Annotated in this window: 29 protein-coding genes and 2 pseudogenes; 17 read left to right on the top strand and 14 right to left on the bottom strand. The window is 58.5% G+C overall.

Annotated elements, in window-relative coordinates:
* From FHX09_RS16230 to FHX09_RS16215, 4 genes are read left to right on the top strand one after another with little or no spacing between them, the layout of a single operon-like run.
* Positions 1 to 315: a DUF2849 domain-containing protein gene (locus FHX09_RS16230; RefSeq protein ID WP_007793337.1), complete on the top strand. Its 315-nt coding sequence runs from the start codon at positions 1 to 3 to the stop codon at positions 313 to 315.
* An 8-nt stretch (positions 316 to 323) separates the two neighbouring features.
* On the top strand, positions 324 to 1994 hold the full coding sequence (locus tag FHX09_RS16225; protein WP_007793343.1) for a nitrite/sulfite reductase: 1671 nt from the start codon (positions 324 to 326) through the stop codon (positions 1992 to 1994).
* A gap of 10 nt (positions 1995 to 2004) precedes the next feature.
* The gene (locus tag FHX09_RS16220) at positions 2005 to 2517 is read left to right on the top strand and encodes a DUF934 domain-containing protein (protein WP_132590972.1); all 513 of its coding nucleotides are present in this window, start codon (positions 2005 to 2007) and stop codon (positions 2515 to 2517) included.
* A 36-nt stretch (positions 2518 to 2553) separates the two neighbouring features.
* Positions 2554 to 3765, top strand: coding sequence for a UbiH/UbiF family hydroxylase (locus FHX09_RS16215; protein ID WP_132590974.1), 1212 nt, complete (start codon positions 2554 to 2556; stop codon positions 3763 to 3765).
* Here FHX09_RS16215 and FHX09_RS16210 read toward each other — a convergent pair.
* From FHX09_RS16210 to FHX09_RS16185, 6 genes are all read right to left on the bottom strand, one after another.
* Complete coding sequence (locus tag FHX09_RS16210; RefSeq protein WP_007793350.1) at positions 3745 to 4695, bottom strand: AEC family transporter; 951 nt, start codon at positions 4693 to 4695, stop codon at positions 3745 to 3747. The genes FHX09_RS16215 and FHX09_RS16210 overlap by 21 nt on opposite strands.
* Before the next feature lie 38 nt (positions 4696 to 4733).
* The gene (locus FHX09_RS16205; protein WP_132590978.1) at positions 4734 to 5483 is read right to left on the bottom strand and encodes a cytochrome c biogenesis CcdA family protein; all 750 of its coding nucleotides are present in this window, start codon (positions 5481 to 5483) and stop codon (positions 4734 to 4736) included.
* A gap of 195 nt (positions 5484 to 5678) precedes the next feature.
* Positions 5679 to 5963: a hypothetical protein gene (locus tag FHX09_RS16200; protein ID WP_007793355.1), complete on the bottom strand. Its 285-nt coding sequence runs from the start codon at positions 5961 to 5963 to the stop codon at positions 5679 to 5681.
* A 289-nt stretch (positions 5964 to 6252) separates the two neighbouring features.
* Entirely contained in the window at positions 6253 to 6480 is a 228-nt protein-coding gene (locus tag FHX09_RS16195; protein WP_007793359.1) for a hypothetical protein, read from the bottom strand.
* Positions 6481 to 6686: 206 nt separating this feature from the next.
* Positions 6687 to 6842 carry a hypothetical protein gene (locus FHX09_RS16190; RefSeq protein WP_007793362.1) on the bottom strand — a complete coding sequence of 52 codons (156 nt, stop codon included), beginning with the start codon at positions 6840 to 6842 and terminating at the stop codon, positions 6687 to 6689.
* A 204-nt stretch (positions 6843 to 7046) separates the two neighbouring features.
* Positions 7047 to 7283, bottom strand: coding sequence for a hypothetical protein (locus FHX09_RS16185; protein WP_132590980.1), 237 nt, complete (start codon positions 7281 to 7283; stop codon positions 7047 to 7049).
* Positions 7284 to 7376: 93 nt separating this feature from the next.
* On the opposite strand from FHX09_RS16185, the gene msuE reads away from it, so the two are divergent.
* From msuE to FHX09_RS16165, 5 genes are read left to right on the top strand one after another with little or no spacing between them, the layout of a single operon-like run.
* Positions 7377 to 7940, top strand: a complete 564-nt coding sequence (gene msuE, locus FHX09_RS16180) for an FMN reductase (RefSeq protein WP_007793364.1) — start codon at positions 7377 to 7379, stop codon at positions 7938 to 7940.
* Positions 7941 to 7956: 16 nt separating this feature from the next.
* The gene (locus FHX09_RS16175; RefSeq protein WP_007793367.1) at positions 7957 to 8127 is read left to right on the top strand and encodes a hypothetical protein; all 171 of its coding nucleotides are present in this window, start codon (positions 7957 to 7959) and stop codon (positions 8125 to 8127) included.
* Positions 8128 to 8149: 22 nt separating this feature from the next.
* Positions 8150 to 8311 carry a hypothetical protein gene (locus tag FHX09_RS16170; RefSeq protein WP_165933119.1) on the top strand — a complete coding sequence of 54 codons (162 nt, stop codon included), beginning with the start codon at positions 8150 to 8152 and terminating at the stop codon, positions 8309 to 8311.
* Between the two features lie 8 nt (positions 8312 to 8319).
* Positions 8320 to 8451: a hypothetical protein gene (locus tag FHX09_RS30355; RefSeq protein ID WP_281040965.1), complete on the top strand. Its 132-nt coding sequence runs from the start codon at positions 8320 to 8322 to the stop codon at positions 8449 to 8451.
* 40 nt (positions 8452 to 8491) lie between these two features.
* Positions 8492 to 9091 carry an alpha/beta fold hydrolase gene (locus tag FHX09_RS16165; protein ID WP_132591013.1) on the top strand — a complete coding sequence of 200 codons (600 nt, stop codon included), beginning with the start codon at positions 8492 to 8494 and terminating at the stop codon, positions 9089 to 9091.
* A 26-nt stretch (positions 9092 to 9117) separates the two neighbouring features.
* Here FHX09_RS16165 and FHX09_RS16160 read toward each other — a convergent pair whose 3' ends face one another.
* Complete coding sequence (locus FHX09_RS16160) at positions 9118 to 9399, bottom strand: hypothetical protein (protein ID WP_132590982.1); 282 nt, start codon at positions 9397 to 9399, stop codon at positions 9118 to 9120.
* A 12-nt stretch (positions 9400 to 9411) separates the two neighbouring features.
* On the opposite strand from FHX09_RS16160, the gene FHX09_RS16155 reads away from it, so the two are divergent.
* The 4 genes from FHX09_RS16155 (at position 9412) to FHX09_RS29940 (ending at position 12589) form a co-directional block, all read left to right on the top strand.
* On the top strand, positions 9412 to 10071 hold the full coding sequence (locus tag FHX09_RS16155; protein ID WP_007793375.1) for a peroxiredoxin: 660 nt from the start codon (positions 9412 to 9414) through the stop codon (positions 10069 to 10071).
* A 40-nt stretch (positions 10072 to 10111) separates the two neighbouring features.
* Complete coding sequence (locus FHX09_RS16150; protein ID WP_132590984.1) at positions 10112 to 11443, top strand: LLM class flavin-dependent oxidoreductase; 1332 nt, start codon at positions 10112 to 10114, stop codon at positions 11441 to 11443.
* Positions 11444 to 11625: 182 nt separating this feature from the next.
* Positions 11626 to 12183 carry a hypothetical protein gene (locus FHX09_RS16145; protein WP_132590986.1) on the top strand — a complete coding sequence of 186 codons (558 nt, stop codon included), beginning with the start codon at positions 11626 to 11628 and terminating at the stop codon, positions 12181 to 12183.
* Between the two features lie 223 nt (positions 12184 to 12406).
* Positions 12407 to 12589 (top strand): hypothetical protein, encoded by a 183-nt coding sequence (locus FHX09_RS29940; RefSeq protein ID WP_132590987.1) that lies wholly within the window; start codon positions 12407 to 12409, stop codon positions 12587 to 12589.
* A gap of 34 nt (positions 12590 to 12623) precedes the next feature.
* Here the strand turns inward: FHX09_RS29940 and FHX09_RS29935 are convergent, their stop codons facing one another.
* From FHX09_RS29935 to FHX09_RS16135, 3 genes are all read right to left on the bottom strand, one after another.
* Positions 12624 to 12815 carry a hypothetical protein gene (locus FHX09_RS29935; protein ID WP_132590988.1) on the bottom strand — a complete coding sequence of 64 codons (192 nt, stop codon included), beginning with the start codon at positions 12813 to 12815 and terminating at the stop codon, positions 12624 to 12626.
* Positions 12816 to 13319: 504 nt separating this feature from the next.
* Positions 13320 to 13874, bottom strand: a complete 555-nt coding sequence (locus FHX09_RS16140) for a LysR substrate-binding domain-containing protein (protein WP_245505489.1) — start codon at positions 13872 to 13874, stop codon at positions 13320 to 13322.
* Between the two features lie 19 nt (positions 13875 to 13893).
* Positions 13894 to 14154, bottom strand: a complete 261-nt coding sequence (locus FHX09_RS16135; protein WP_132590990.1) for a hypothetical protein — start codon at positions 14152 to 14154, stop codon at positions 13894 to 13896.
* A gap of 119 nt (positions 14155 to 14273) precedes the next feature.
* On the opposite strand from FHX09_RS16135, the pseudogene FHX09_RS16130 reads away from it, so the two are divergent.
* Positions 14274 to 14438, top strand: a pseudogene (locus tag FHX09_RS16130) (DUF1515 family protein); the annotation flags it as partial.
* A gap of 212 nt (positions 14439 to 14650) precedes the next feature.
* On the opposite strand, the gene FHX09_RS16125 reads toward FHX09_RS16130, so the two are convergent.
* From FHX09_RS16125 to FHX09_RS16115, 3 genes are all read right to left on the bottom strand, one after another.
* Positions 14651 to 14839 carry a hypothetical protein gene (locus FHX09_RS16125; RefSeq protein ID WP_007793395.1) on the bottom strand — a complete coding sequence of 63 codons (189 nt, stop codon included), beginning with the start codon at positions 14837 to 14839 and terminating at the stop codon, positions 14651 to 14653.
* 597 nt (positions 14840 to 15436) lie between these two features.
* A complete protein-coding gene (locus FHX09_RS16120) occupies positions 15437 to 15682 on the bottom strand; it encodes a hypothetical protein (protein ID WP_132590994.1) in 246 nt (81 codons plus the stop codon).
* Between the two features lie 148 nt (positions 15683 to 15830).
* Complete coding sequence (locus FHX09_RS16115; RefSeq protein ID WP_007793418.1) at positions 15831 to 16136, bottom strand: DUF982 domain-containing protein; 306 nt, start codon at positions 16134 to 16136, stop codon at positions 15831 to 15833.
* Between the two features lie 189 nt (positions 16137 to 16325).
* On the opposite strand from FHX09_RS16115, the pseudogene FHX09_RS16110 reads away from it, so the two are divergent.
* Positions 16326 to 16481 (top strand): annotated as a pseudogene (locus FHX09_RS16110) (ATP-dependent DNA ligase); the annotation flags it as partial.
* On the top strand, positions 16481 to 16855 hold the full coding sequence (locus FHX09_RS16105) for a hypothetical protein (protein WP_132590998.1): 375 nt from the start codon (positions 16481 to 16483) through the stop codon (positions 16853 to 16855). The pseudogene FHX09_RS16110 and the gene FHX09_RS16105, both read left to right, overlap by 1 nt.
* 43 nt (positions 16856 to 16898) lie before the next feature.
* On the opposite strand, the gene FHX09_RS16100 is transcribed toward FHX09_RS16105, so the two are convergent.
* Positions 16899 to 17117 carry a DUF982 domain-containing protein gene (locus FHX09_RS16100; protein ID WP_037082833.1) on the bottom strand — a complete coding sequence of 73 codons (219 nt, stop codon included), beginning with the start codon at positions 17115 to 17117 and terminating at the stop codon, positions 16899 to 16901.
* Between the two features lie 230 nt (positions 17118 to 17347).
* Here FHX09_RS16100 and FHX09_RS16095 point away from each other — a divergent pair, with 230 nt between their 5' ends.
* Complete coding sequence (locus FHX09_RS16095; RefSeq protein ID WP_281040966.1) at positions 17348 to 17995, top strand: transcription termination/antitermination NusG family protein; 648 nt, start codon at positions 17348 to 17350, stop codon at positions 17993 to 17995.
* Positions 17996 to 18098 lie beyond the last annotated feature (103 nt).

Genomic DNA, 18098 nt, shown 5'->3' with positions numbered 1-18098 from the left:
ATGGTAGACAAGGTTCTGACCGCCAACCGATTGACGGATGGTGTCGCGGTTTGGCTGAACGCCAATGGCGAATGGGTTACCTCGCTGCAGGAATCTCTCGTTGCTCGCCATGCAGAAGCCGTCGCGGCGCTGGAGGCGATTGGCAAGAAGTCCTATGCCGACAACCAGGTCGTGGACGTTGCCGTCGTCGAGGTTCAGGAGACAAACGGCGTACTCTGGCCGCTGCGTCTTCGCGAGCGCATTCGTGCCCAGGGGCCGACCATGGAATACGCGCCGGGCTACAAGCCCGCCGACCCCGCATTCATCGCAGTCTGAGGAAGCAGATGTATCGTTACGACGAATTTGACCATGCTTTTGTCGCCGAGCGCGTCGAGCAGTTTCGCGACCAGGTGCAGCGCCGCCTTTCCGGCGAACTCGCCGAAGACGCTTTCAAGCCGTTGCGCCTGATGAACGGCGTCTATCTGCAGCTTCACGCCTACATGCTGCGTATTGCCGTTCCTTATGGCACGCTGAGCTCGCGCCAGATGCGTATGCTCGCTCATGTCGCGCGCACTTATGATCGCGGTTATGGCCACTTCACCACGCGCCAGAACCTGCAGTTCAACTGGCCGAAGCTCTCCGACATGCCGGATGTGCTGGCTGAGCTTGCGACGGTCGAGATGCATGCGATGCAGACCTCGGGCAATTGCATCCGCAATGTCACGGCCGATCACTTCGCCGGCGCTGCCGCGGATGAAGTCGCCGATCCGCGTCCCTATGCTGAAATCCTGCGCCAGTGGTCGTCCGTGCATCCGGAATTCTCGTTCCTGCCGCGCAAGTTCAAGATTGCCGTTACCGGCGCCGAACGCGATCGCGCTGCGATCCAGGTCCACGACATCGGCCTGCATCTGAAGAAGAATGAGAAGGGCGAGATCGGCTTTGCCGTCTATGTCGGTGGCGGCCAGGGCCGCACGCCGATGATTGCCAAGCTGATCCGTGACTTCCTGCCGGAAGAGGATCTGCTGTCCTACACGACCGCAGTCATGCGCGTGTATAATCTGCATGGCCGTCGTGACAACAAGTACAAGGCTCGTATCAAGATTCTCGTGCATGAAACGGGTGCGGAAGAGCTGGCACGTCAGGTCGAGGCCGAGTTCGCTGAACTCAAGGACTCCGAACTGAGGCTGCCGGAGAAGGACGTCGAAGCCATCGCCGCCTATTTCGCGCCGCCGGCTCTGCCCGATCGCGCGGAAGGATGGGAGAACCTCGCTCGTTGGAAGAAGGCCGATCCGGCTTTCTCCCGCTGGGTTCAGCAGAACGTGCAGCCGCACAAGCATCCCGACTACGGCATGGTGACGATCTCGCTGAAGCCGATCGGTGGTATTCCGGGCGATGCTTCGGACAGCCAGATGGATGCTGTTGCTGATATCGCCGAGGAGTATGCCTTTGACGAAATCCGCGTCAGCCATGAGCAGAACCTGATCCTGCCGCATGTGGCGCTTGCCGATCTCGAAGCCGTTTATCGCGGTCTGGTTGCCATCGGTCTTGCCGAAGCCAATGCCGGTCTCATCACCGATATCATTGCCTGTCCCGGGCTGGACTACTGCGCGCTCGCAAACGCGCGCTCCATTCCCGTTGCGCAGGAAATCTCCAGGCGCTTCGGCGATCCGGTTCGTCAGGCTGAAATCGGTGAGCTGAAGATCAAGATCTCAGGCTGCATCAACGCCTGCGGCCATCACCATGTCGGCCATATCGGCCTGCTGGGCGTGGAAAAGAAGGGCGCCGAGCTCTATCAGATCACGCTCGGCGGTTCGGGCGACGAGCACACCTCGATCGGCGAGATCATCGGCCGTGGCTTCGAGCCCGACAAGGTGACTGACGCGATCGAAACGATCGTCAACACCTATCTGGCAATCCGCAAGGAGCCCTCCGAAATCTTCCTCGACACCTATCGTCGCGTTGGTCCGCAGCCGTTCAAGGATGCGCTGTATGGTTCGGCGGCCGAAGCGGCGTAAGGAGACGAGGATGACCAAGATCTGGAGAGAAACCGGCTTCGTCGAGAACGATCCCTGGGTGATCGAGACGGAAGAGGTGAAGGCAGCTGAGGGGGAAAAGCCCCTACTTGGCGTGGATGAGCTGATTGCCAAAGCAGACGAGAGCAATGAAGTCGGGTTTGGCGTGCTGATCAAGCCGGCGGACGATGTTCGCAAGCTCGAGCCCTACCTTTATCGGCTTGAGATCGTCGCTGTCGCCTTTCCGGCGTTCAATGACGGCCGTGCGTTCAGTCACGCTTCCCTGCTGCGCGACCGCCTCGGATACACCAACGAACTGCGCGCCGTCGGCGACGTGTTGATCGATCAGATTCCGTTGATGCAGCGTGTCGGTATCGACAGCTTTGCAGTCACCAACGAGACTGCGATAAAGCGTCTCACGGAGCACCGCCTGCCGGGAATTCCGCATCATTATCAACCGGCTGTGCGTGACGCGGACGCCGGCAAGGGCTATAGTTGGCGCCGTCAGGCGAAGCCGGCTGCATAAGCACCGGATCGCCGTCAAAATTGACGGAACGGTGCAATGAAGACTTTTGAAATAGCGGTGATCGGTGGCGGGCTTGCCGGCATGATCGCCGCCATCGCCTTGGCTCGCGGCGGACGCAACGTGGCTCTCGTCGCGCCGCCTTCTCCCAGTCAGGACCGGCGCACGACTGCGCTTATGGATCAATCGATCCGTTTCCTCGACAGGCTGACGCTTTGGGAAAGGCTGCGCCCGGCTGCCGCTGCGCTTTCCACCATGCGCATCATCGACGGTACGAATCGTCTGCTGCGTGCGCCGATCACCACCTTCCGTTCCATCGAACTCGATCTTGAGGCGTTCGGCTACAATTTCCCGAACAAGGCATTGATGGAGGTGCTGCACGCTGCGATTGCGGCTGAGGGCAACGTCACGTGTTTCACTTCGTTTGCCGATGCGATCGATATCGGCGCGGAATCGGTGACCGTCACGCTCGCCGACGGCGAAGTCCTTTCGGCGACGTTCGCGGTTGGCGCTGACGGACGCAAGTCGAAGCTCCGTGAAACAGCCGGCATCGATGTGCGCACGTGGTCCTATCCGCAATCGGCCATGGTGTTGAATTTCGAACATTCGCTGCCGCATGAGAATATTTCGACGGAGTTCCATACGGAAAGTGGGCCGTTTACCCAGGTTCCGCTGACGGGCAATCGCTCCAGCCTCGTCTGGGTGCAGAACCCCTCGGATGCGGTTGCGCGCAACGAGCTCTCGCTGGTTGAGTTGAGCAATGTGGTCGAGGAGCGAATGCAGTCGTTGCTCGGCAAGGTGACTGTTGAGGAAGGTGTGCAGCTTTGGCCGCTTTCCGGCATGGTGGCCCATCGCTCCGGCAAGGGGCGGATCGCCCTCATCGGCGAAGCCTCTCATGTCTTCCCGCCGATCGGTGCACAAGGGCTCAATCTCAGCCTGCGCGATGTCATGGCGCTTTCGGAGATTCTTTGCACGCGGTCCGAACTGCCGATCGCTGCCGATGCCGGCGATCGGTTCGATCGCAAGCGCCGCGCCGATATCATGACCCGCACGGCAAGCGTCGATCTTCTCAACCGCTCGCTGCTGTCCGATTTCCTGCCTGTTCAAATGATGCGTGCTGCTGGCCTGCATATCCTGTCGGCACTGCCGCCGCTGCGCAGCATTGTCATGCGCGAGGGCATCGAGCCCGGTCGCGGCTTCCGGGACATTCCCGATGCCATCAAGGAAAAGCTAAGCCGGAAGAAAGCCTGATTTTATCGCAATCAGGATGAGCGAGACGGTCACGACGGAAAGCGCCGTCGTGATCAGGATCGTCGCCGAAGCACGCTCCTGCCAGACGCCGTATTGTTGCCCGATGACAAAGACATTGGTCGCCGTCGGCAGGGCGGCGAGCAGTACCGCGGCATAGATCCAAACCGGATCGAAGCCGCCGACGGCCGTCAGCGCGAAATAGACGACAAGCGGGTGCACGATGAGCTTGGCCGGCACGATATAGCCGATCTCGGCAGGTATACGCTTCAGCGGCCGAAGGGCCAGCGTGACTCCCATCGCAAACAGCGCGCAGGGCGCAGCAGCCTGCGCAAGGTAGTCGACGAAGCGCTTGAAGGGCAGCGGCTGGTCGATATGGAAGCCGGCGACAACAAAGCCCAGCGCCGTCGACAGGATGAAGGGGTGAAGGGCCACTTTCCGAGCAATATCGATCGCTAGCCGCCCGGCGGATCGCCGATCATCGCCGGCTGCCGCCATGAGCGCCGGTGCGACGATGAAATGCAGCGCGTTCTCCAGGCAAACGATCAGCGCGACCGGCACGGCCGCACCTTCGCCCAGCGCCAGCAAGGCGAGACCTGGCCCCATGTATCCGATATTGCCGTACGCGCCGGCAAACGACTGAACGGTGCAGTCAGCGAGTGAGTTGCCCCGGATCCCGCGAGCGATCGCAAACAGGACAATGAAGATCGAATACGTCGCAGCGAGATCGGTGGCGATGAAATCGATGCGTGTCAGATCCTCGAAGGGTGTACGTGAGACGAGTTTGAAGAAAAGCGCGGGCAGCGCGGCATAGATGATGAAGGTGTTCATCCAGCCGAGCGCGGCGGCCGGCTGCTTCGTCACTTTCCCTGCGATATAGCCAATGAGGATCAGGCCGAAGAACGGCAGAAGCAGACTGACGATATCGGACAACGGCTATTCCAATGCAAATTCTTGGGAGTGATCCCGGCTTAGCCGATTTTCATCAGGATTGGAAAGGTCTGCTGGAACCAGATTGCGACGTCACTGACGAAACCGAACATGAAAGCGAGGCCTGTCAGAATCAGGAACGAGCCCATGACTTTCTCGACCGTTCCGAGATGTCGGCGGAAGCGCGTCAGAAAGCCCATGAAGGCACCGGAAAAGCCCGCGGCAATCCAGAACGGGATGGCAAGGCCGAGGGAATAGACGGCGAGGAGCCCGGCGCCTGAACCGACTGTCTCCCGCGAGGCCGCGACGCCGAGGATTGCACCGAGCACCGGGCCGATGCAAGGTGTCCAGCCGAAGGCGAAGGCCAGCCCCATAACATAGGCACCCGTCAGCGTCGCCGGCTTGCCGCTGCCTTGAAAGCGTGCCTCGCGGGCCAGAATTCCAATCCGGAAGACCCCGAGGAAATTCAAACCCATGACTATGATAATGAGGCCGCCGATCTTTGCCAGGAGATCGAGATGCTGGCGAAGCGCCATGCCGATGCTGGATGCACCAGCCCCGAGCGCCACGAAAACGGTCGCGAAGCCGAGTGTGAAGAAAAGCGCTGAGAACAGGACGCCCCGCCGCGTATCCGGAGCGACAGCGACCGCGCTGCCGCCGCGGAACTGCTCGACGGAAATGCCGGCCATATAGCAGAGATAGGGCGGAACGAGAGGCAGCACGCAAGGAGACAGGAACGACAGCGCGCCCGCAAATAGGGCGCTCAATAAAGAAATATCGGCAATCGACACTTAGGGACTCCGGCGGCAGGCAATCATGGGCGAAGTCCTATCGCAGCCCAGGCATCGGGGCCAATCACCTTTTCGCGCTTTGGGAGAATAGGTAGGTGTCGGAGTGTACCCGCAGCACATGCTGCATTGAATTGGAATGGCGCGCCGTTCGTGCGCGCCATTGCCCTGCAATTGAAGTCATCACTACACGACGGATTAGCGATCGCGGCAGACGGTCCTGTATTTGGTGATGTAGTGGTGATGGCTCTTCTTCTGGTAGGGCTGCTCCCAGCACACCTGTCGCGCGTAGCGCGGACGATAGTAATCATCGTCATCATCGTCGTAGACATAGCGTGGCTCGTGTCTGTAATAGCGGGGCGGTGGCGGGTCGTCATAGTAACGCGGTCCGGAGCCGAATTCGAAGTATACGCCGTCCGCGAAAGCCGGTGCGCTCACAAGCAGCGTCGCAAGTCCGGCAGCTGCAACAATAAGCTTTCTCATGATCGGTCTCCATCTGTATCTGCTGACGTAACGCCTTTGGAGCGCTGTTGGTTCGACAGATTAGATGTGGCGAATGAATGCGCACTGAAACCGGCGTTCATGTTCCAGTCATGTGCGAGATGATCGCAGAGTTGTGATTCGATGCAGCTTGCGCCACACGGCCGGGCGTTAAACGCATCGAGACTAAATGCAGGCGAAGAAAGCCGCTCGCAATTTCAGCAACGTGCAGGATCACATGCTGCCAAAATAGAAGTCTCGGTGGTCCGCCGAGGCAGACAAACGCCGCGGTTCAATGATCAGCATCTGAAACATGGGGAATATGGAGTATCTGGCCATCGAGCAAAAGGAGGAAATGTTCCTCATCAAGCCGATTCACGATCTCGCCGTCCTCCGTCATATAATCGGTCTTGGGCGAAGCCGCGTTCTGACCAGAAATCCTGATCTGCTGAATGACAACGTAGGTTTTCCCTCCGTCGTCCTGACACCGAAACCGCCTTTCCTCTCTGTAGTTCGACATGGCTTGGCCTCCATCGCATCAAGAGGAATCTTTGCCGCCATCAACGCGATTTCAAGGCCCACCGACTATTTCGGACGATTTGACGCCATTTGAGACGTCGGGTGAGGAAGCACAGTTTGGGGACCTGCCAAGGACGACGCCGGCAGGCTTCCGCCCGGAAGCATAAGGCGCCGCCCAATAAAGTGACCGCGAGGCCGTTAACGAGATTAACGGGACGCAGCGTTCGCTACGCGATTGCCGGCGTTCTGGGTCGCATTGACGGTATTGGCCGCATCGCGTCCAAAGCCCTTGATGGTGTTTGCGCACGAACTCAATGCAATGAGCACGCACAAGGCAGTAGCAACTTTGGCGATGATCGTCATTTTCCTGTCTCCTAGTTGGAGTCGATAGGTAATGCGCGAGACCGCAAGTTGTTCAAAACGAACCACAATTGCGTCAAGCCAATGCAAGATTTTGTGGAAGAGAGTGTCAAAAAGAAAAAGCCCGGCGGGATAGAATCCACCGGGCCTTTTTGCGGACCTACATAGGCGATGCTGGTCCGGCAGCGCGGATTTCAAACGCTGCAGTTATTTAACGGACATCGCGAGCAAAGGTTCCCACAAATATTGGCTATTTCGCGATCCAAGCTCGTGCCGCATCAGGCGGCTTGAGCGGATGCCGGCACCAGCGCCTGTACCCCGGTCGTATTTCAACATCCGGCCGGCCATGGTCTGGCTATTACTCGCTGTCTCGCAGGCTTTGTCCAAAAAGGCTTGCAAGCGCTGCGGAAGCCAAGCTGCCGCGATGGCTTGCTTGAGGGGCATCGAATTTCACGCTTCCTCCTCACAACGGAACGTCATTTCTTTTGTGGACTAATTTTATAGACAATATTTGATGCAACAACGAAGGAGAGATATATGTCGCTGCGATTGGTGGGCATTGCCGGTAGCTTCAACCGTCCGTCCAAGACCTATGCCCTGGTCGAGCATATTGCCGGGCTTGCCGCTGCAAACTATGGCTTTTCCTCGAAGATCTACGATCTCAAGGACGTCGGCCCATCATTGGGCACTGCCCTGTGGCGCAGCGAGCTGGATGAACAGGCCAGCCAGGTTCTCGATGATATCGTCAAGGCGGATGTCCTAGTCGTAGGCTCGCCGACCTACAAGGGATCTTATCCCGGCCTGTTCAAGCATCTTATCGATCTTATCGAGCCGAGCGAACTCCGCTCCAAGCCGATCATCATCTCTGCGACCGGTGGCGGGGATCGCCATGCCCTGATTGTCGAGCATCAGCTACGGCCGCTGTTCGGTTTCTTCATGGCCCACACGCTGCCGACGGCCGTCTATGCCTCGGACCGCGATTTCGTAGACTACAAGGTCGCCTCGGAGTCGCTGTCTGGCCGCATCGGCTCTGTCGTCGATGAGCTGGCCGCGTTCTCTTTCCTCCCGTCGGCAAAGGCCACGCTTCAGGCCGCCGAGTGAGCTCTGGAGGGGCGACATGGACAGTGCGGAGAAGACGTCAATGGGAAGCGAGCTTTGGAGCGTCTTCGACTTTGCTCGCCGTTATCGGCTGACGGTGCGCGAGCAAAACCGTCTGCTGATGCTGTTCGGCCCGGTCGCCAGCGCCGCGGACTTACTTTCGAATGCGAGGCGCAACCAGTTGATCTGATGAGGTAAGCAAGGAGAAACCGATGCTGCATTCTCTTCTTTTATGGCTCCGGTGGGCCGTCCGCCTCGGGCCTTCCCAACTGGCGGCGGGCGCACCGCGGATCGAGCTGCACAGTGACGGCGAGCCGGCGGCCCGCGACTATGAAATCTACTATTGGAACCCATCTCCGGGGCCCTGGTACTGAGGATCGTCATGGCTGTTTTCGATGATCGCCGCATCGCTCCGCGAAACCGGCTTGTAGGTGTTTTGGCGGATGTGGCCTCTTCTGCGGCTACAGTGCTCGCCTTCGGGTTCCTCTTCGCGATCACTCTCGGCGTTCCCTAGGAACAGATAGCTCGGTCACGCGACGCAATAAGGATTGATGATGACGCCAGTACTTATTCTTCCCGGGCTCTTCGGATCAGAAGATGCGCATTGGCAAACCGCCTGGCTGCGGGATCATCCCGAAAGTCGCCTCGTCCATCAGGACAACTGGGATCATCCGCACTTGAGTCTCTGGCGGGCAACGCTCGAGGCCGTGCTCGAAGAGGCCGGCGAGGCCTACATCGTGGCCCATAGCTTAGGATGTCTGCTGGCGGCGAGCCTTGCCACGAGGCCAGCGGCGGCACGGGTGAGGGGAGCGCTGCTCGTGGCGCCATGCGATCTGCCGGCGACCGAGAAGCTTCATCCCGGCCAGATTGCTTTCGGCACGATGCCGACGGCTGAGTTGCCGTTTCCCAGCATCGTCGTCGGTAGCCTCAACGATCATTACATGTCGCTCGATCGCCTGACACTCTTTGCTCGCCTCTGGGGCAGCGAGTTGCGCAACGCCGGTTTGGCCGGACACGTCAATGTCGCCAGCGGCTATGGCCGTTGGCCAGGCGGCTACCGTGTTTTCGAAACGCTGAAAGCCAGAACTCGCCATCTCGATAAAATACCGCAGAAAAAGCCGTCTCTCGGCAGAGAGGCTTCGTCCGCGTGGTAGAGGATCTCATGGCGTCGCCAAGCCGATCATCGACGATATCGGGTGAAACTCGCCGGCGAACACTTCGTCGGCTTGTGTGGGTTCTCCTTGAATTTGCGGATGATCTGGGCGACCAATCTGACGCGCCGAAGATCGAGAAGCTCTGTCAAATCATCGACAGAATGAGCGTGGATATTGCTGCGGCTGATAAGGCAAGCTTTGCCGCTATCCTTCATCAGGCGACCGTTTTGACGCAGGTGCTTGAACAGCGGCTGAAAACGGCTAGACAATTCACCCGTCATTGAAAACCAACGCCATTTCACCAGCAAGGATCAACGCTCATGAGCCTCCGCATCAACGATATTGCGCCTGATTTCACCGCCGACACCACGCAAGGTGCCATCCAATTCCATGACTGGATCGGTGATGGCTGGGCAGTGCTCTTCTCGCATCCGAAGAACTTCACGCCGGTTTGCACGACCGAGCTTGGCGCGATGGCAGGACTGGAGCCCGAATTCCGCAAGCGCGGCGCCAAGATCATCGGCATCTCCGTGGATCCGGTGGAAAGCCACGGCAAGTGGAAAAACGACATCAAGACGGCGACCGGTTTCGATGTCGAATACCCGCTGATCGGCGACAAGGACCTGAAGGTCGCCAAGCTTTACGACATGCTGCCCGCTGGAGCCGGGGAAACGTCGGAGGGGCGCACGCCGGCGGACAATGCGACCGTCCGTTCCGTCTTCATCATCGGCCCGGACAAGAAGATCAAGTTGGTCCTCACCTACCCGATGACGACTGGGAGAAACTTCAACGAGATCCTTCGCGCGATCGATTCCATCCAATTGACGGCAAAGCATCAGGTTGCGACGCCGGCGAACTGGCAGCAGGGTGAGGACGTCATCATCACAGCTGCCGTCTCGAACGAGGACGCAGCAACCCGCTTCGGTTCGTTTGACACAGTGCTTCCTTACCTGCGCAAGACCAAGCAGCCGCAGGCGTAAACGCGCGGGCAAGGGGTAGGGTATCGGACGGGAGCGCTTGATGGCACAGGAGCGGCAATTGCACCTTGGGGCATTCATGCGCCCTGTCAGCCTTCATACTGGAGCCTGGCGCTACCCCGGCGCCTATCCCGACGCGAACTTCAACTTCAAGCACTTGAAGGAGTTTGCGCGAAAGCTGGAGGCGGCGAAGTTCGACGCCTTCTTCATGGCGGATCACCTCGCCGTGCTTAACATGCCGGTGGAGGCTCTAAAGCGAAGCCAGACGGTAACCTCCTTCGAGCCGTTCACGCTGCTATCGGCTCTTGCCGCAGTCACTGACCGGATCGGCCTCGTTGCGACGGCCTCGACGACCTTCGACGAGCCCTATCACGTTGCCCGCCGCTTCGCTTCGCTCGACCATATCAGCGCCGGGCGTGCGGGCTGGAACATCGTGACGACCGCCAATCCCGATGCCGCGCTGAATTTTGGCCTCGAGGAGCATGTCGAGCATGGCGAGCGCTACCACCGTGCCCGGGAATTTTATGACGTCGTCACCGGCCTCTGGGACAGTTTCGCCGACGACGCTTTTACGCGCGATGTGGAAAGTGGCCAGTTCTTCGATCCCGCCAGAATGCATGTCCTCAATCACAAGGGCGAGGAGCTTAACGTGCGCGGCCCGCTCAACATCGCCCGCCCGCCGCAGGGTTGGCCGGTGATCGTGCAGGCGGGGCAGTCCGAACCGGGACGCCAGCTCGCCGCCGAGACGGCAGAAGTGGTGTTCTGCTCGCCACGCGATCTCCGCGCGGCGCAGGCGCTCTATGCCGATATCAAGGAGCGCATGTCCGCGATTGGTCGGGATCCCGATAGCCTCAAGATTCTGCCGGCCGCCTTCATTGTCATCGGCGACAGCATTGAGGAGGCGCGCACGAAGCGGGCGCATCTCGATAGCCTCGTGCACTATGACAGCGCCATCGCCTCGCTCTCGATCGCTCTTGGTCACGATGCTTCGGGCTTCGATCCGGATGGGCCGCTGCCTGATATAGCGGAGACGAATGCCAGCAAGACCGGTCGCGCGCAGGTACTGAAGCTTGCCCAGAAAGAGCAGTTGACTGTTCGGCAGCTCGCGCAGCGCTATGGTGGCTACTCCGGCCTTGCCTTTGTCGGCACGCCGGAGACGATTGCCGATGAGATGGCGCAATGGCTGGAGGAGCGAGGCAGCGACGGTTTCAATGTCGTCTTCCCGTATCTTCCTCAAGGTCTCGACGATGTCGTCGATCGGCTCGTACCCGAACTGCAGCGGCGAGGGATTTTCAGGCAGGACTACGAGGGCACGACGCTGCGTGAGCATCTCGGCCTTTCCCGGCCGACCAACAGGTTCTTTGCAAGTCCCTGAGCCGCGATATGTCGCGGAAGAGATATCGGATGGCTTGGTATTTACTGGTGCCCGGGGAGATGGCGCTGACTTACTGGAATTAGCCTGCAACCTACCAGACATAGCCCGCGCAAGAGTGGCGTGCACACATTTACATTATCCAATTTCCAGATGATGCTTCCCTAGGCAAATTGGGGGCGGTCATGCAGTGGGTTACTCAAAACGCGGTCCCGTTGATTGGCGCCGCAGTCATCATCATCACGGTCATATTCATAGCCGTCGGCCGAACTGTAACAAATGGGCATGCAATCGTACTAGCAGCTGGTGCAATCTTGCTGGCATTGCCATCCGTGGCGAACTTCGAATGGTCATCCGGAGTGCTCAAATATACCAGCAGGGGAGAGACGCTCGACTTGACCGCCAAACTAGAGAAGCTTGCGCAAGACAATGCTCAAGCCAACGCGGCTTTAACGACAGTCAACGAGGCATTGAAAGTCGCGAACGAGCGAATTTCTCAGCTTGAGACAATGGCTAGTAAACGAGGCGACGGGTCAACCGGAAGTGCCTTGCCAAACACGTCCAACTGGGGCGTTTTTTCCCAGCCGGCGTTCTACGAAAAGCTCGTGAAAGGCAGCCAAGCTGCGACAACCACGAGCAAAGAGAACCTCGACAGCATACAGGAGTTCAGGAATTCGCTAAGCAATTGGCCACCATCGAGCGACTCCTCTAAGTTCCGCTGCGGACCGAGCAATCGCTGCTAGCCGCGAAGCTTGAGGGAAGATATTCCCGATATGCGCACGACAGTCAATGATAGGAGGACGCTCATCGCGACCACTCCTGGCCCCGCATTGCAGGGCATAAGTCGCGCGAGCGTTCGTCGGCGGTCATTTATTTCCACTTCCTTGCGTAACGCCCCTCGCATCTACCTAATCGTGCGATACATTGCTGCCTGCAGCGTAGCCGCCCTGGCGAGGAGAAGCAAAGATGAGCAGATTTCGTGCTTTAGTAGCAGCCGGAACGATGATTAGCCTTTCAGCGCTCACATCGGCCTGCTCGACTCCACCGAATTCAATGGGCTCGGCATCAGGCTATCAGCCTGGAGATTCAATGAATCGAGCCTGCGCGGATGGCTTCAGACCTAGCAACGGCCGCTCGTGCAGTTACTGACGGGCGGTAGCGCAGGTAAGTAGATACTGGCGCATCACTGATCTCGCCCATCCGCTTTCTTGATGTCTTCCCAATACGGATAATGCTCGGCACACCACCATCGCGTTTCTACGCCCTTGGAAGAGGCGTGGCCGAAGCCTCCCCATTTCCCGCATCCCGCCACACTGCAGTAGTGGTTTACGTGAATGTTGGCGCCAGGCGCCTTCGAGTGGTTTTCGATGCTCATCGCGACAGGTTCCTACCATCAATCGCGCGCCTTTATGGCCGCATTTGCATCGCATGAAACCTGCGACCTGGCCTAGCGTCAATCCTCTTCGAAACTTCCATTGTATCTCCCACCGGTCGATGGGTTTGCGCCGCTTGCAATGGGGCATAGGCGAACAACGCTTCATACGGCGCAACTTCGCCAAGTGTTCGTTCCCGGTCAGGCTTCGGCGCTGGAGGAGGCGCCAAGTAGGACAGCAGCCTCGCGCATGAGGTGAGCCACGACCGAAACCGGATCACAACGACAAAGGGAGTGGGAAAAAGTCGGGAAGCCTATTTTTCTTTGAAATAATCAGCAAAGTCATTCAACGCTCATACGGGGCTGGTGGATCATCCGATGTGTGTCTGCTCTTGCTGCCGCAGTTTCTCCCGCAAGGCATCCAGAGCCGGGGAACGGTGTTCCGGGCGCCAGATCAGATGGGTGCGTACCCGAGCGACCTTTGGCGGCAACGGCAGCGCCTGCACGTCACTTTCCGCGTGGACCGCGCGCAAGCACCGAGCGGGGCATGATCGCGACGCCCGAGCCGGCCGCCACGCAGGCTACAATCGCGTGGTAGGACGCCAGTTCCAACACCCGCTCGGGCACCACTTTCGACATCGATAACCAGTCTTCCAGGATGCGTCGGTAAGAACAACCGGTGGCAAACGCGATCACCGTGCGATTCCGCAAGTCCCGCGCGCCTTTGATGGGGGCCATGGTTTTCGGCGCTATCAGCGCCAGTTCTTCGGTGAAGGCTTCCTGTGCCTCCAGCCCTTCTGCGCAGAAAGGCTCCGAGATGAAAGCAGCTTCCACATCGAAACTCCTGACTCGATGCAGCAGCGCGGTGGAATCTCCAGTGACGAGTTCTATCTGCACATCGGGGTAACGCTCGTGATAGGTCGAGAGCAGTGGCGGCAGGCGCGCTGCTGCCGTGCTTTCCAGTGTGCCGATGCGCAATGTGCCGCGCGGCGCACCGGGCCGAAGTGCGGCTTCGGCCTCCGATGACAGGCGCAGCAGACGCTCGGCATAGGCGCTCTTCACGCCCCGTGGAAAGAACTGCTCATGGCAAATCGGCGTGTGATGCGACAAGATAGGACTGCAGCTCATCCGCAAGCTCGACGCAGAATCGCTCGCACTCCTCTAGGAGCGTCTTGTCGCCAGCCTCAGCAATTAACTTCTCGCGAAACCGGATGGCGTCGCCGTAATTCTCGACATCTTCGATCCGCCGGTGCGCGATAAGGGCATAGGGACGGAGATGCGGGTGTCGCATCAGAAGGGCCGCCAACCCATAGCGAAATCTGTCGAAGCGTGCGGGTTCCATGTTCCAAGAACCGTTCTAGAATGAAACTTATGCAGCTCTAAATGCAAGCTATGCGAGAATACTAATACGGAGCTTGCTTATTTGTTCCGCAAGGTTGCAAAAAAATACGTCACGCGGGTGTTCAGGAAGATGTCACAGAAATGAAGCCAGTGACCGAGGACGTGAAGCGTTGGAAGCTGATGGGCCTTGGTGCGCTTGGCGTTATAGGTGTCGGTAGCATGGCATTAGGGGTCACCTTTGCCGACGTCATACGACGAATTTTGATTGCGGTGTTTGGTCGCTAGCTCCGGCCTTGGCGGCTTCACTTGGTCGGCGCCATCGCCTCCACCAGCGCGGTTGGGGCGATCAAGATATTTTTCATGTCGGGGAGCGCGCCGAAGTAGCGCTGGGCAATAGGCACCCGGTGTCGTGTTCGCGGACGTCATCCGGCGAGTTGTGATGGCTATTTGGGGACGGTAGCGGATTGAGTAGAAGCGGCACCAACCTGCCGCCCATTTTAGTGGAAGACATCCCACCAGTCCTTCTCTTGCGCTTCGTTCATGGTCTCCAGAGCCTCGATTATCTCGATCAGCTTGGCGGCTGTCATTTCTTGAACCTCAGAGATTCCTTCCTCGCCGACAATCATAACCGTCCAAGTACCATCAGAGTACCGGAAAGCGAGGAAAGCGGGTTTGGCGTCGTTCATAACTGTCTCTCCTTTGTGACTTGCGGGATGACAGCAAGACAGCAGGCCAGATCACGGATATCCACTCGCAAAAGTGCGAGCCTCAACGGGCAGTTCCCGGATACTGCGGAGGGTCCGTCCGCCATATCCGGGCTGCATCGTATCCTTGGGAATGAGGATGCCGGAAGCATACGGGGCGCTGTGTGATCTGGCATCACCCGAAGGTCGCACGATTGAATGGACTTAGGTCCAAGCGAAAAGACCCCCACATAGCGCGCGGCGAACGGCGCAACCCGGGTTCCGGAAGGCTCCGAGGGGTGTGGCACGCGAGGGGCGCGCCCGGAGCATTCCGGTGTCCGATGGGGTTGGGACAGCACAAATTATGGAGGACAGGGGCGGCTTGAACCTCGGACAAAGGTCCTGAAGGCGCCCGAGCCGAAGTCCGATCAATCTCGGACTTAGGTCCGATGTTCAGAAACAACGCTAATGACGTATTATCATCCGCTCGCAAAAGTGGGAGTTCGCGCCACAAAGAAAGCCCCGCTTGGTCGGTGGGGCAAGGTAAGGGCTCCTGAGTGTCACATCGTAGGACGTGAGCGAAGCCTAAAACGCCGAACGCTATGCCTTGGTTCCATCGCGGTTGAGATCGAGGCCGCGTGCGGCATCGACGATATGCTTCAGGTGGCCAACGTCGCGCACGCCCTGCTGATAAAGCTCGATGGTGATTGCAGCAACGCGATCCGCCTCCTCGGAGCCAGGCTCTATTCCGAACTCTTCGCAAATGGCATCTAGAACTACGTGGCATTTGCGTAGGTCGTCAGAATCCAGGGGAGCATCGTGGCGACTGAATTGTTTGCGAGACATCACAACATCCTCCATGAAGAACATCTCTCTTGCCATCCCTAGATACCACCAGAACAGCGGGGTCAGAGCTGGGACATAGGAAGGGTCGAGGCGAATGCCTCAGGCGGCTAAATGCGATTGCCGGTCTTTTGTTCCAGCTTCGTCACATTCAGAAATGTCGATGAACGGTTGGCGAAAAATGTTGGCCGTTCGGCCGCCTGTTACCGCCTCGAATCGCAAGGCCCGCCTCTAGGCATGCCGCGAGGAAGAGCTCTTTGCTTACTGCTGGAGGGGTCTGTCGCCTAAGGGCGTTCCGACAGCTGACTACGGCTGCATCGTGATAAGCACCGTGGGCTTTGGGCCATTCGTTTTCGAGGAAGTCCAGGGTGTCGTGAATACTCTCGAAAGACTTTTCAGTGCCATTCTGAAGTCGAACATTTACAGGGGTGTTCCAAAGGACATCCGGCGTCGGCATTTTTTCCTCCTTAATCGACCAACGGCAATGTGATTAAAATCTAATATTTGAGGCGCGGGTGCAAGGGGTGATATCCGGCTGTTTACCTAGCTTGCTCATAGCCAGCTACAGCTAGTCTCGCGACAGATGCCTCAACTCAACATCAATCGCGCACCCTTATGTCCGCATTTGCACCGCATGAGGCCAGCGAGGCCGCCGGCCAAGTACGAGGGGCGACGAAAGAAGCTGGTGTGGGCGCTGCCGACCATCATTGCCGAGATCGAGTATCGAGCGTGGACGCACGACCGGAAGCTTCGGCAAGCGTCATATAAGGGGCTGCGTGAGGTGCAGGATAGTACGCGTTGATGTCGATCGTTGAAGAACTGCCCGAAGACGTTCAGCAGCGAATGATTGAAAAGCTGCTCGGCAAGGTGAATGCAGAGCGCATCAAATCGGCGACCAAAGGCTTCCGGCCCACACCTGTCATCGTCGCCTACGAGTACTACCAGCTGCCAAAGCAGCTTTTCAGGAACTGGCGGATCGATCGCATCGAGAACGGCCGAAAGGATCAGTACCTCGCAAACTTGGACAAGGAGGCCTGCCTCATTGAGGTGAAACCCTTCGCCGAAAGGGTTTCACCGTCAAGCAGGTGGCGATCGGTCTCCAGCCTACGAAGGCTCAACGCGAGCAAGTCCGCGTCGCCGACAAGAACCGACGGAACTCCATCATGGACAAACTGAAGGATGTACGGATTTGACCATGCAAAGCACCAGTACGAATGACTTAGCGCGCTGCCGCGAGCTGAACGGCGGCCTTGGCGTCTTCAGCCCTCATCCGACCCTCGATGACCGCTCGGCAAGCTTGCCATGCTCGTTGCCATTTGGCCGTGCTCTGGTTTGGCTCATGGATGAGCCAGGTCAGGGCCTCCTCGGGGGAGCCGACAACGATCCGGATGCGGCTATCTCCGAGCACAAGGGGCTTTTTCCATCGGTGTACCAACATGGCTACGCTCCAATCGCGGGGTGTTCCGTTCTCAACGGCATCGGGCAGCGTTCCGCCTCCAGATAGATGGGTATCCGCAGCCCGCAATGAAAGAGAAGAAATGGGGAACCGGTCGCTGAGTGGCCACCTCAATTCAATCGTCGACAGGCTGAAGGATATCAAGATTTGAACATGCAGACCCTCAATCGAGCCTTCAATCCGTACAACGAAGATCAGCTGCCGAGAGAGACGTGCACCGAGGAACTGCGGTTTCGGGCGGCTGGCCATGGCGAAGGCGAGAGCGGCACTGGAACCCGGCGACCGAGCTATGGTTTGCGATCAAGGCCGCGCCAGGATCGCAGCGCTCCCAATCAGCGCTGGCCAGTGACGACAGAGATCCGAGGCTGAGCCTCATCGAGCGCAACCTTGCCAATGCCGGCTTCGAATCCTTCATGCCGACTTACCGTATTGTTGTTAAGCATCACCGGAACAAGAAGCTGATTGAGCGGCGCTTTCCGATCTTCACCGGGTATGTTTTCGTCAACCTGCCAACACAGCGGTTCGTCCCGGTCGAGGCCGTCGAAGGTGTCGGGAAACTTCTGAAGTACAGCCGGATCTATGGCGATGCTCCCGAGCCATTCAGCTTTCCGCAAGAGGTGATTGATCGACTCCGCTACATGGTCTGGGAAGAAGACCAGAAGTTCTTGCTGGATAAGGCTTGGCGTATGCGTCAGGAGGAAGTCGATCGGGAGTTGGTGGAGGTCAAAAAGGCTGCGTCGAGAGCCAGCCGCAAGATCCGGAACGCCCAGTATTCGGAGTTGGCCGGCGGCCTGGCGCCTGCAGCCTTAAGGCGCCTTCATCCCGCGCTTTGGTTATGCAAACGATGGATCAGTTGTTGAGATTGAGCTGATTCGCTTGCTAAGCCATAACCGTATGGTAATATACGCTCACTGATTTGCTGGATGTACAGTGCGCAGAGCGACGGTCCACCGCGGCCCCTAA

This window comes from Rhizobium sp. BK538 (assembly GCF_014197575.1).
Lineage (GTDB): Bacteria > Pseudomonadota > Alphaproteobacteria > Rhizobiales > Rhizobiaceae > Rhizobium.
Note: the sequence above shows the minus strand (reverse complement) of the source record. Positions and strands in the feature narration are given on the sequence as shown.

Excerpts from the sequence above, each read along its gene's own strand:
- FHX09_RS16230 (WP_007793337.1), top strand. The coding sequence starts at position 1 with ATGGTAGACAAGGTTCTGACCGCCAACCGATTGACGGATGGTGTCGCG.
- FHX09_RS16225 (WP_007793343.1), top strand. The coding sequence starts at position 324 with ATGTATCGTTACGACGAATTTGACCATGCTTTTGTCGCCGAGCGCGTC.
- FHX09_RS16220 (WP_132590972.1), top strand. The coding sequence starts at position 2,005 with ATGACCAAGATCTGGAGAGAAACCGGCTTCGTCGAGAACGATCCCTGG.
- FHX09_RS16215 (WP_132590974.1), top strand. The coding sequence starts at position 2,554 with ATGAAGACTTTTGAAATAGCGGTGATCGGTGGCGGGCTTGCCGGCATG.
- FHX09_RS16200 (WP_007793355.1), bottom strand. The coding sequence starts at position 5,963 with ATGAGAAAGCTTATTGTTGCAGCTGCCGGACTTGCGACGCTGCTTGTG.
- FHX09_RS16195 (WP_007793359.1), bottom strand. The coding sequence starts at position 6,480 with ATGTCGAACTACAGAGAGGAAAGGCGGTTTCGGTGTCAGGACGACGGA.
- FHX09_RS16190 (WP_007793362.1), bottom strand. The coding sequence starts at position 6,842 with ATGACGATCATCGCCAAAGTTGCTACTGCCTTGTGCGTGCTCATTGCA.
- FHX09_RS16185 (WP_132590980.1), bottom strand. The coding sequence starts at position 7,283 with ATGCCCCTCAAGCAAGCCATCGCGGCAGCTTGGCTTCCGCAGCGCTTG.
- msuE (WP_007793364.1), top strand. The coding sequence starts at position 7,377 with ATGTCGCTGCGATTGGTGGGCATTGCCGGTAGCTTCAACCGTCCGTCC.
- FHX09_RS16175 (WP_007793367.1), top strand. The coding sequence starts at position 7,957 with ATGGACAGTGCGGAGAAGACGTCAATGGGAAGCGAGCTTTGGAGCGTC.
- FHX09_RS16170 (WP_165933119.1), top strand. The coding sequence starts at position 8,150 with ATGCTGCATTCTCTTCTTTTATGGCTCCGGTGGGCCGTCCGCCTCGGG.
- FHX09_RS30355 (WP_281040965.1), top strand. The coding sequence starts at position 8,320 with ATGGCTGTTTTCGATGATCGCCGCATCGCTCCGCGAAACCGGCTTGTA.
- FHX09_RS16165 (WP_132591013.1), top strand. The coding sequence starts at position 8,492 with ATGACGCCAGTACTTATTCTTCCCGGGCTCTTCGGATCAGAAGATGCG.
- FHX09_RS16155 (WP_007793375.1), top strand. The coding sequence starts at position 9,412 with ATGAGCCTCCGCATCAACGATATTGCGCCTGATTTCACCGCCGACACC.
- FHX09_RS16150 (WP_132590984.1), top strand. The coding sequence starts at position 10,112 with ATGGCACAGGAGCGGCAATTGCACCTTGGGGCATTCATGCGCCCTGTC.
- FHX09_RS16145 (WP_132590986.1), top strand. The coding sequence starts at position 11,626 with ATGCAGTGGGTTACTCAAAACGCGGTCCCGTTGATTGGCGCCGCAGTC.
- FHX09_RS29940 (WP_132590987.1), top strand. The coding sequence starts at position 12,407 with ATGAGCAGATTTCGTGCTTTAGTAGCAGCCGGAACGATGATTAGCCTT.
- FHX09_RS29935 (WP_132590988.1), bottom strand. The coding sequence starts at position 12,815 with ATGAGCATCGAAAACCACTCGAAGGCGCCTGGCGCCAACATTCACGTA.
- FHX09_RS16135 (WP_132590990.1), bottom strand. The coding sequence starts at position 14,154 with ATGGAACCCGCACGCTTCGACAGATTTCGCTATGGGTTGGCGGCCCTT.
- FHX09_RS16125 (WP_007793395.1), bottom strand. The coding sequence starts at position 14,839 with ATGAACGACGCCAAACCCGCTTTCCTCGCTTTCCGGTACTCTGATGGT.
- FHX09_RS16120 (WP_132590994.1), bottom strand. The coding sequence starts at position 15,682 with ATGTCTCGCAAACAATTCAGTCGCCACGATGCTCCCCTGGATTCTGAC.
- FHX09_RS16115 (WP_007793418.1), bottom strand. The coding sequence starts at position 16,136 with ATGCCGACGCCGGATGTCCTTTGGAACACCCCTGTAAATGTTCGACTT.
- FHX09_RS16105 (WP_132590998.1), top strand. The coding sequence starts at position 16,481 with ATGTCGATCGTTGAAGAACTGCCCGAAGACGTTCAGCAGCGAATGATT.
- FHX09_RS16100 (WP_037082833.1), bottom strand. The coding sequence starts at position 17,117 with ATGTTGGTACACCGATGGAAAAAGCCCCTTGTGCTCGGAGATAGCCGC.